This window comes from Micromonospora sp. NPDC005324 (assembly GCF_040607155.1).
Classification (GTDB): Bacteria; Actinomycetota; Actinomycetes; order Mycobacteriales; family Micromonosporaceae; genus Micromonospora; species Micromonospora trifolii.
The window spans coordinates 1-10,018 of record NZ_JBEXGE010000081.1; the positions used below are offsets into that span (position 1 = coordinate 1).

5 protein-coding genes are annotated in these 10,018 nt (G+C 66.6%); 3 read left to right on the forward strand and 2 right to left on the reverse strand.

Translation table 11 applies throughout. From position 1 onward, the window contains the following. Window positions 1-242 precede the first annotated feature (242 nt). The gene (locus tag ABZS40_RS35695; RefSeq protein WP_354949054.1) at window positions 243-3,452 is read right to left on the reverse strand and encodes a S8 family serine peptidase; all 3,210 of its coding nucleotides are present in this window, start codon (window positions 3,450-3,452) and stop codon (window positions 243-245) included. A gap of 753 nt (window positions 3,453-4,205) precedes the next feature. Then, a protein-coding gene (locus ABZS40_RS35700; protein ID WP_354949056.1) for an IS3 family transposase occupies window positions 4,206-5,446 on the reverse strand; the annotation gives its coding sequence in 2 pieces (ribosomal slippage) (window positions 4,206-5,161 and window positions 5,161-5,446; 1,242 coding nt in all). A gap of 608 nt (window positions 5,447-6,054) precedes the next feature. On the opposite strand from ABZS40_RS35700, the gene ABZS40_RS35705 reads away from it, so the two are divergent. The 3 genes from ABZS40_RS35705 to ABZS40_RS35715 are packed head-to-tail and all read left to right on the forward strand — an operon-like array spanning window position 6,055 to window position 9,277. Beyond that, complete coding sequence (locus ABZS40_RS35705; RefSeq protein WP_354949058.1) at window positions 6,055-7,254, forward strand: ISAs1 family transposase; 1,200 nt, start codon at window positions 6,055-6,057, stop codon at window positions 7,252-7,254. Beyond that, a complete protein-coding gene (locus ABZS40_RS35710; protein ID WP_354949060.1) occupies window positions 7,251-8,813 on the forward strand; it encodes a VCBS repeat-containing protein in 1,563 nt (520 codons plus the stop codon). The genes ABZS40_RS35705 and ABZS40_RS35710 overlap by 4 nt, the downstream gene beginning before the upstream one ends. Further along, window positions 8,810-9,277, forward strand: coding sequence for a hypothetical protein (locus tag ABZS40_RS35715; protein WP_354949062.1), 468 nt, complete (start codon window positions 8,810-8,812; stop codon window positions 9,275-9,277). Before ABZS40_RS35710 ends, ABZS40_RS35715 begins: the two co-directional genes overlap by 4 nt. Window positions 9,278-10,018 lie beyond the last annotated feature (741 nt).

The window sequence follows — 10,018 nt, forward strand, 5'->3', positions numbered from 1 at the left end:
TGCGCCCTTTCCCGGTCAGGTCGGGCACCTTGCGCCATCGAAGCCCGAGACGCAAATCGACCGCTACTGGCGCGAAGATGAAGCAAACGTCCAGTAAGTGAAGCTGGGCGTTAGCTCCACTCGGCCATCCACATTGCCGCGATCAACGATTGGATCCAGCCAAGGAGGCGGTTGACGGCGAAGGCCGCCGCAGCTTTCGGGGACTCGCGCCCCGGCGGTTCAGCCGGGGCGCGTCCCGGGTTTCACCCGATGGAGTAGGCGCGGATAACTGTCAGCTCGACGGTGTTTCCAGCGGTGTCGGTTGCGGTCGCTTTGAGGGAAACGTGTCTAGAGCCGGTGGGGTGGCGGACGGTGGCCGTGCCTCGTTCCCCGGCCCCGGTGACGGCTGCTGGCGTCCAGGTCTTTCCGTCGTCGTAGGAGGCCTCGACGGTGGGTGCGGACGGTGTGCCATACCCGTTGGCGGTCTGCTTGTCGACGGTGAACGGTATCCGGAATTCCTTTCCGGCTGGTGCCTGATTGTGGTGGTTCAGCGGTGGAGCGAAGCGGACGACCCGGACTGGCAGTGCTGTCACCCGATCGGTCGGTGTGGTGTCGGAGCCGAAGGTCCAGGCCACACTGACGCGAGTCGACAGATTTGGGACCTCGCGGGTGGCGGTGACTCCGACCCGATAGCTGGCCCTACCCGGTGGCACGGTGACCCGAAAATTGCGGGCGGGCTGTGATTCGCCGACCTGGACCCCGTCGCGCCAGAGGGTTGCTATATCGGTTTCGGGAAAGCTGATGCCACCGTGCGCTGTCGGAGACGTGAACAGTGTCGGCGCGAATAGCTTGATGGTGTCGCCGGTCCGCTGGACCGTGGCCGTAGTCGGGTTGGTGTCGTCGGCGGCCCGTAGCGATGGGGCGAACACCGCTTCGTTCCACCGGTGCGTCCGATTTAGCCCACGTCTGAATATATCGCCTTCGCGATATTGGAAAGCCAGCAGAGTCGTGGGGTCCTCGGCAGGCGCGATCTCGACATGCGTCTGCCATTCCGCACCGGGCGTGAAGTACTCGATGAGGTGACCGGGCGTCGGTACCGGGACGAGCGATTCCACCATTGCGACCTCCCCGGGGCCGGCTGCGGCCAACTCGGTCCGCCGCGAGGCAAGTTCCCGGTCGCGCACCCGCTTCTGGAGCATCGAGGGAACGCCGCCATGGACCGATCGGGAGAAGTTGTAAAGGTATGGGCTGCCGGTAAATCCGCCGTGGCCGTCATCGCGAGCGTAGCGGCCCCCGATCTCCATGTAAAAATCGGTGTCTGGGGCGACTGTACGCGAAGGCCGGAAGAAGAGCCCCTCCAGCGGCCCCAACATTTCTAGTCCCATTCCGCGGCCCTGGCCGGCACGGCGCCGTACGCTCACCCATCCGACCCCGTTGCGGGCGTCTGCCCGGTCGGTGACGAACCCGATCGGCTTCGCCTCCCGGGCATCCAGCACAAGGGTGGCGTCACCACCGAGGGTCATCGTCGGTTCGACGATCACGGAAAGTTCTCCGCCCCACGGGCTGGCATCGTTCGCCGTAAGGATGTCGGCGTCCAAAGAGTAGGTCCCCTTCGGCACCCGGACGCTCCCCTGGCCGAGGCTTCCACCGGAGATGACGACATGGCTGTTGTCGACTCCGACGAACCGCACAAAGTGCTCCGACGTCTCAAGCCCGGTCCGGTCCAACACGGAGAGAGCCACGTCGTAGCTCTCCACCTCCCGGGTCACGGCGACCGGGGTCCGCACGCTCGTGCCACCACCCACGGCGACAACCGCGCCGCTGTAGAAGCCATCGGGACCGTCGACCAGCATCGACGTCACCAACCTCGACTCGGCAGTACCACCGGCCGGAACGACGAGCCGGGCCGGTTCGAGCGTGAACATCCCCGCAGGTGCGGAGGCACCACCCGGACCCCAGACATCCGCCGCCAGGTCAAGAGTAACTGCCACCTCACCGTCATTGTGGTAGGTGAGGGCGGTTTCAATGGGCTGGTCGTCGTCATGTGGCCATTCGACAACACCGTGTCCCACGCTGGCCGGAGTAGCGAAAACCGCCTGGGTGGACGCGCGGGCGAGATCCACCCGCCCGGCGCCCTGTTCGTAGATCGAGGCGCCGGTCGTTGGCGCGGCGCTTCCCATCAGTGCCGACTTAACCTGCTCGCCCCGCCACTTCGGATGCCGACCGGCGAGCAGGGCAGCCGCTCCGGCCACGTGCGGCGCCGCCATGGACGTCCCGCTGACGCTGACGTAGCGCCCGTCGACGGCCGGCAGGTCGTGCGCGAAGACCGAGTCGTGGGCCAGCGCGGATACCACGCCGAGACCTGGTGCCGTGATGTCGGGCTTGATCACGGAATCCCCGAGCCGGGGTCCACGGCTGGAGAAACTGGCGATCGCGTTGTCGCGGTCGACCGCGCCGACCGTAAGCGCCGTCGTAGCCGAACCGGGCGAGCCGATGGTGCCAGTGCGCGGTCCGCGGTTACCGGCGGCGACCACGAACAGAGCACCCGAACTGCGGCTCAACTCGTCTACGGCGACCGACAGCGGCGCGGTCCCGTCATCCGGCTGGTCGGAGCCGAGGCTCATGTTGACCACGTCAGCGCCCTCGTCGACCGCCCACTGCATTCCGGCGATGATGTCCGACTCGTTCCCCGCGCCCCACTTGTCGAGAACCTTGCCGCTCAGCAAACGCGCCTCCGACGCTATCCCGACGTACTTTCCCCGGGAAGCAGTGCCGTCTCCGGTGATGATGCCGGCAACGTGCGTACCGTGACCATTCTCGTCGGAGGTGCCCGCAGCGCCTCCGGTGAAGTCCCGGGCGGCGGCGACATCGAGATCGGGATGGTCGGCGTCGACACCAGTGTCCAACACCGCCACCGTCACGCCTGCGCCGCGCATCCCCGCTGCCCACGCGACAGGCGCACCGATCTGCGCCGCCGTCCGGTCCAGGCGCACACTGGCCCTCGCGTCCAACCACACCCGGCCGACACCTGCCGACAGCCCTCGCTGCCCCGTCCCGACCAGCGCATTCCAAAGCGCGCCGGCACGCGCCTGCGGAACCCGCAGCGCATCTCCTGATAGCGCCGGCAACGAACGGGTTACCTCGCCACCCGCGGCAGTAGCCTCCGCCCGTGCCGATCGCCCTTCGTATCGAACGATTACCCGCATGTCATCTGTCTCGCCCGACCGAGCTAGCGCTGACACATCGAACAGCCGCCGGTCCACTCGGCCGGACGCCACCAACGGCGCAGCATCCGCCGGAACAACGAATTCGTCGCCGCCCTCGGACTCGCGGCGGAACACCATTCCTGCGCGCCCCTGCCCACCGACAGCGTCCCGCACGAGCACGTCGGCACCGACCCGCTCGACCCGCACTCGGTCACCCGTCACCAGCGTCAACCAGCGCATCGTGCCACCGCTCACCGCCCCGATCACCGGTCCAGCCTCGGCGGCCCTCGGCAAGAAGATGCCCGCTGTCATGCTTGAGGTCGCCAGCACCAAAAGGGCGACGCTCCCCGAAAGCCTCCGCCACCGGTTCACAGCGACTCTCCCCGCGCCGGACCGAATGCGAGCCCTATCGGCACCACCACATGACGTCCGCCATCCACCACGTCAGCCGACATCCACACATGAATCATGCGCCCAACCTTTCCGGGGGTATCCACGCCTGGGCATGATCGAGGAAGCGCTCCTCACCAGGGGCATGTCCGGCATTCCGAAAACATTTCCTCGGAGTTCTATCGTGAACTGGTCGCGGCCGTGTCGTCGACACCTGGCCCCGTGCTCCGCGCCCGTGCCGACGCGCCGATGGCGCGTTCGCGTCGCGAGCCGATCACGGTGGCGGGCATGCCACCGTGGTCCCAGTTCCGCTATCACCTGCAGGGAGACCTGTCATCCGAAGGTTCATCATGATCGCAGCGCCAACCATGACGCCAACAGCGATCATCAATGCTCAAGGACTCGCAACCGTCCACAAGGTCGTTACCGGGGCTGCGAAGCGACCCGGGGTTGCGTACGCACGTGGTCTAGGATTTGGATCTTGTCGGTCGGTCAGCTTGTGGAGGAAGCCTTGCGCATCGCCGTTGCTCAGCCTGCGGTCGTGGCGCACGACGTCGCCGCGAACGTGGCCAATCATGCGAAGATCGTGCGTACGGCAGGGGGTGAGCCGCCCCGAGTCTGGTGGAGTCCTCAGACTGTGACCAGCTTCGGCTGGTCGGGCTGGTGGTGAGCGTAGAACATCGATTCGTGTTCGGCGGGTGGGCGGTGCCCGATCGCGGAGTGCAGGCGGTGCTGGGTGTACCAGTCGATCCATTCGGCGGTGGCCAGTTCGACCTGGGCGAGGCTGCGCCAGGGCCGCCGTGGCTTGATCAGCTCGGTCTTGTAAAGGCCGATCGTGGATTCCATCAGGGCGTTGTCGAGGGCGTCCCCGACGGTGCCGATGGAGGCGTCGACGCCAGCGGCGAGGAGGTGGGTGGTGAACCGGAACGACGTGTATTCGGACCCGGCGTCGCTGTGGTGGATCAAACCCTGCGTCACGGTCCGGCCGTCGCGGTCGCGGCGCCACAGGCCCATGTCAAGGGCGTCGAGGACCAGCGGTGTGCGCTTATTGGTCGCTGCTGACCAGCCCACGATCGCCCGGGAGTACACGTCGACGACGAACGCGACGTAGACGACGCCAGCGAAGGTGGCCACGTGGGTGAAGTCGGCGACCCAGCAGCGGTTGGGCGCCGCTGCGGTGAAGTCCCGGGCGACGAGGTCACCGGCGCGTTCGTGGCCGGGATCAGTGACCGTCGTGCGGATCGTCTTGCCCCGCACGACCCCGCGCAAGCCTGCCTCGCGCATCAGCCGCTCGACGGTGCACCGGGCCACCTCGACGCCGTCGCGGCGCAACGGCCGCCACACCTTGCGGGCGCCGTAGACGCCGTAGTTGGCCGCGTGGACCCGGCGGATCCGCTCGAGCAACCGGGCGTCGTCGACCGCCCGCGTCGAGGGCGGCATCGCCTTGGCCTTGTAGTAGGTAGAGGCCGCGATCTTCAACCCGTGCCCGGTCAGGGCGCGGCAGATCGGCTCGACTCCGCCGAAGCGGGCCTCGTGTTCGTCGATGAACCTCACGAGCGTGTGTGTGGCCGGTCGAGCTCGGCCGCAAAGAAAGCCGACGCGGCCTTCAAGATCTCATTAGCGCGGCACAGCTCGGCGTTCTCCCGCTTCAACCGGCGCAACTCCACCGACTCCTCGCTGCGCACCCCGCCACGCTGCCCGGCGTCGACCTCAGCCTGGCGGACCCACTTACGCAGCGTCTCGCCCGACCCGATCCCCAACTTCGCAGCGATCGACCCGATCGCCTCCCACTCGGTGGCGTAGTCGCCCCGATGCTCCAGCACCAGACGCACCGCCCGCTCCCGCAGGTCTCTCGGGTACTGCTTCGGCATGGCCAGATCCTCTCAAGCAAAGAGGTCTCTACCAGCCTCGGGGCGGTTCACACGGTGATCGTCCGCACACCCGCATTTCCATCCCTCCCAAGGCTACGGCCCTCAACACCACTACGTCGTAGCCGGAGCAACGCCAGGTTGCCTCTCGCAGCCGATTACCTCACCAGGGCCGTTGCACTCCTGCCCGCGCACAGCCCCCTTCCGTTCGGCGCCACGGTCCATGGCTCCAGGCGCTCCACGCGGTCCAAGCGCTCTCCGATGAAGCGCCCAAAGACGATCGAGGAAACGGCCGACCTTGTCTCGGCCGTCGACGGCGCACGCATCGCCTTCAGATGCGCCCACACCGACACAAACCAGTTTGCAGCGCTTGTGGAGCGAGTCCGCACCAGGGCCCCGGAGTAGTCCGCGAATGTGGCTTTTGGTCGAGTTGTCGCCTGGGGGCCCGGGGGCCCTAGGGTCCTATGTGGGGCGAGCACGACACCTGTAGATCATGGAGGTGTCTAGACTTCACGATCGGCAAAGGTGTCGTGCTCGCCGTGTCATCATCGCTCATCTCCCCGCCGTGTCGCTCGGCGGATTCCTCTGTTCTTGGTCCTGTTGATGCGCCGTTGGTCAGGGTGCAGGGGCTGCTCGATCGGTTGCGTCAGGTCGAGGATCCTCGTGATCCTCGTGGTGTGCGCTACGGGTTGGCGACGTTGCTGGCGATCGGGGTATGCGCGGTGAGCGCGGCCGGCCACGACTCGTTGACCGCGATCGCGGAGTGGGTGCGACGCTGCGGACAGCGGGAACTGAGCCGGCTTGGCTGCCCGTTCGACCCGTTGATCGGCCGGTACCGGGTCCCGGACGAGCGGACCTTGCGCGACGCATACGCGAAAGTCGACCCCGCTGACCTGGCCGCGGTCGGGTATGGGCATCTGGCCGCGCTGGCGCGGCCCGGGCCGGCGCCGCTAACTCCGGACGGTGTCGGTGAGCGGGAACAGCGTCGCGCTCACCGTGCGCCCGCCGGTGATCCGATCCGCCGCACGGCCATCGCGGTGGACGGCAAGTGTCTACGCGGAGCCCGCCGCCCCGACGACGGGCAGGTGTTCATCTTGTCCGCGGTGCGTCATGCCGATGCGGTCACTCTCGCCGCCCGTCAGATCGCCGCGAAGACCAACGAGATCGGCGAGTTCGCGCCCCTGTTGGACCAGATTACCGACACCGACCTCACCGACACGGTGGTCACCGCCGATGCCCTGCACGCCCAACGCGCCCACGCGGTCTACCTCGTCGAGCAGCGCCACGCCCACTACCTGTTCACCGTCAAGGACAATCAGCCCACCCTCGCCGCCCAACTGCGGGCCCTGCCCTGGAAACAAGTACCGGTCCTGCACCGCCAGAGCAGCCGGGGTCACGGCCGCCACGAGATCCGCGAGGTCCAGGTCGTCACCGTCAATGACCTGTTGTTCCCTCACGCCCGCCAAGCCGTGCGGATCCGTCGCAAACGCCGCCGCCCAGGCACGAGGACCTGGGCAACCGAGATCGTCTACGCGATCACCGACCTCCCCACCCACCAAGCCCGACCCGCCGAGATCGCCACCTGGGCCCGCGAACACTGGACCATCGAGAACAGCGTGCACTGGATCCGCGACGTCACCTTCGGCGAGGACGCCAACCAGATCCGCACCCACAACACCCCCGCCGTCATGGCCGCACTACGCGACATCGTCCGCAGCACCATCCGCCTTGCAGGCTGGGCGAACACCGCCAGCGCACGCCGCGCCCACACCATCCCCGACACAGCCCTCACTCTTCACGGCATTCCATGACCATCCGGACATTCAAGGACTACTCCGGGGCCCTGGTCTACCTGCGCGCAGTGCCAAAAGACGCCGACGGCGGAAACGTAACCGCGGCGTTCTCCTATTGGCCGACCGGCGGCGCCACCACCATCCGGAATGTCACGGTATCCAGCGGCGTCCTGGCCAGCACCCTCCTAGCCAAGACCAGCTTGGCCGATGGGGCGACTTACAACTGGAAGGTCCGTACCAAGGACAGCGACGGGGCCTTCTCCGGGCCTTCGGCAACCTGCCAGTTCACGGTAGACCGGACGATGCCCCTTGCCGACGTCGACATCACGTCTCCGGAGTATCCCAACTACAACGACCCGGGCAACCCGCCGAGCACCAAGCCAGCCGGCACTCCGGGGCATTTCACCATCAACGCCAAGGGCAACAAGGACATCGTCGGTTTCTACGTCGGCATCGACAACGACGCCCCGACCCGGTACATCGCCGCGAACGCTCCCGGTGGCACAGCGACCATCACCATGACCCCGACCCGCAGCGGCCCCGGCGTAGTCAGCGTCCGCACCTGGGACGGCGTCAACCCCTCGACGTCATTGGACAGCGACTTCAGCTTCTTCGCGACCTCCCCGGGTGTCCACCAGAGCCGAAGCGAAGCCAACGCCGACCGCCACGGCGATGTCATCGGTCGAACCGCCGCCGGAGACGTCTGCCTCTACATCGGCGACGGCGCCGGGAACTTCCTCGACGGCGTCCAGTGCTCCCTGAAGATCGACAGCAACCGGTCGGGCTGGCTGCACGTCGTCCGGCCTGGTGACTGGGATGGTGACCGCTGGAATGACCTCGTGGTCGTTGAGGCCGACGGTGACCTGGTCTATCACAGCGGCATGGGCGCGGGCAGTTTCTACCCCAACGCCGAACCGGTGACCAGTTGGGACTCCGACGGCAACCAGGTGCCCGCCACCGGCTGGAACCAGTACAACCTCGTGGTGGCACCCGGAGACTGGGACGGCGACGGCGCACCCGATCTGATCGCTCGCAAGACAACCGGTGAGATCGTTCTGCACCGCGGCAATGGTTACGGCGGTTGGGCCGACGACTCCCGCCCTGTCCGACTGGGTTGGGGCATCTGGCAGGGCTTCGATTCCATCGTCGCCCCTGATGACGTGGACGGTGACGGGAAGCCGGACCTGTTCGCCCGCAAATCCACCGGTGAGTTGACCCTGTTCCGCGGCAACGGCAAGGCCGGATTCGCCAGCGTCGGCGGGGCCAAGTACAAGGTCTGGCAGGCCGGCGTCAACGTACGTCAGCCGAGCACCACGTGCGACCCCGCTTCGGCTGTCGCCAAGTGCCCGACGATCATCGACACTCTCGCCACCACCGAACAGTTCACGCCCATCTGCACCCGGCAGGGCGAGTACGTCGGTGGAAACCCGTACTGGGTAAAGGTGACCACGCCACGCAGCAAGACCGGCTGGATCTCGGCCTACTACGCCGACTACAGCGAGAACCAATTGCCGGACATACCGAACTGCACGAAGCCGACCAGCAGCACCTACACCGTCTGGGGAGTGACGGAGTGAGCGTCACGGCCACCAACGCCGCCTGTGAGGCGTCACCGAGCACCACCAACTGCACGACCGTGGTCGACACACTCAACACCGGCTCCATGTTCACACCCATCTGTCAACGACCTGGGCAACTCGTCGTGGGCAGCTCGTACTGGGTGTACGGCATCAGCTCCAACGGACAGACCGGCTGGATGGCGGCTTGGTGGATGGACTACCCAGACAACCGCATCCCGTTCCTCGCCATCTGTGGCAACTACAACGGAACGGTCGCCGGCACGGGCTGGAACGTCTATACCAACGCTTTGTTCTCTCCGGGCGACATGAACGACGACGGGAAGAACGACCTGCTCGGCATCAAAGCTAACGGCGACCTGCACGTCTACTACGGCAGCGGGAACGGCTCCGCGCTCTTCAGCAACCCCTCCGGCGGCACCAGGATCGGCGTCGGCTGGGGAGGCTTCAACAAGCTGTTCTGATCAACTAATGACCAGGGGCCCGCTCGAATGAGCGGGCCCCTGGTCATGGCGACACTGCTCCCCGCCGGTCGCTCAACGAGCCACCACCGCCGCAGGTGCTCTCGGCTGATGCTGCGGTCGTCCAGCGTCTCGGCCAGCGGCCCCCGGCAGGGCCAGGCCTCGCTTGCCGTCAGGTCACTGCTATCCGGCTCTGGTGCACGGGGGCCGGGCGACGGTAACGGCTGCACAGCTCGACGGGCAGCACGACGCCGAATCGCCGACGTCCGAGGGGCACAGCCTTGACGCCGGAGGTTTGCCAACGTTGACAAGATTCGACAACCCGCGGTTACCAAGCGCAACGGCCTCGATTCTGTCGTGGATCGTCATAATCGGTCGCTGACCTGCTTAGGTCCGATCGCCGACTCATCAATGCTTACCACTGAAAGTCGATGCTTGGCAGGGGTTTTCGGGGGGTGAACGGGGGCACCGTTGAACGTTGCGGGGCGTTCGCGAGGCCCACCAGGTAATTCCGTGGCTCCGCCAACGTCACGGCTTTCATTGAGCTGATGATCTCCGGGTCCGGCCCAGCCGACTGGCAGGGTCGTCTTCGACGCGACCGTCGGTGATTTGGCGGTAGAGGAGGTCGAGGGTGCCGGTGTAGCCGTAGCTAGCCTCGGTCTTTCATGAGTGATTGATCTTGGTGTTGTGGGTGCGGCTGTCGGTGTTTCTGCCGGTGGGCATGGTGTGGGCCCGACGCGGGGC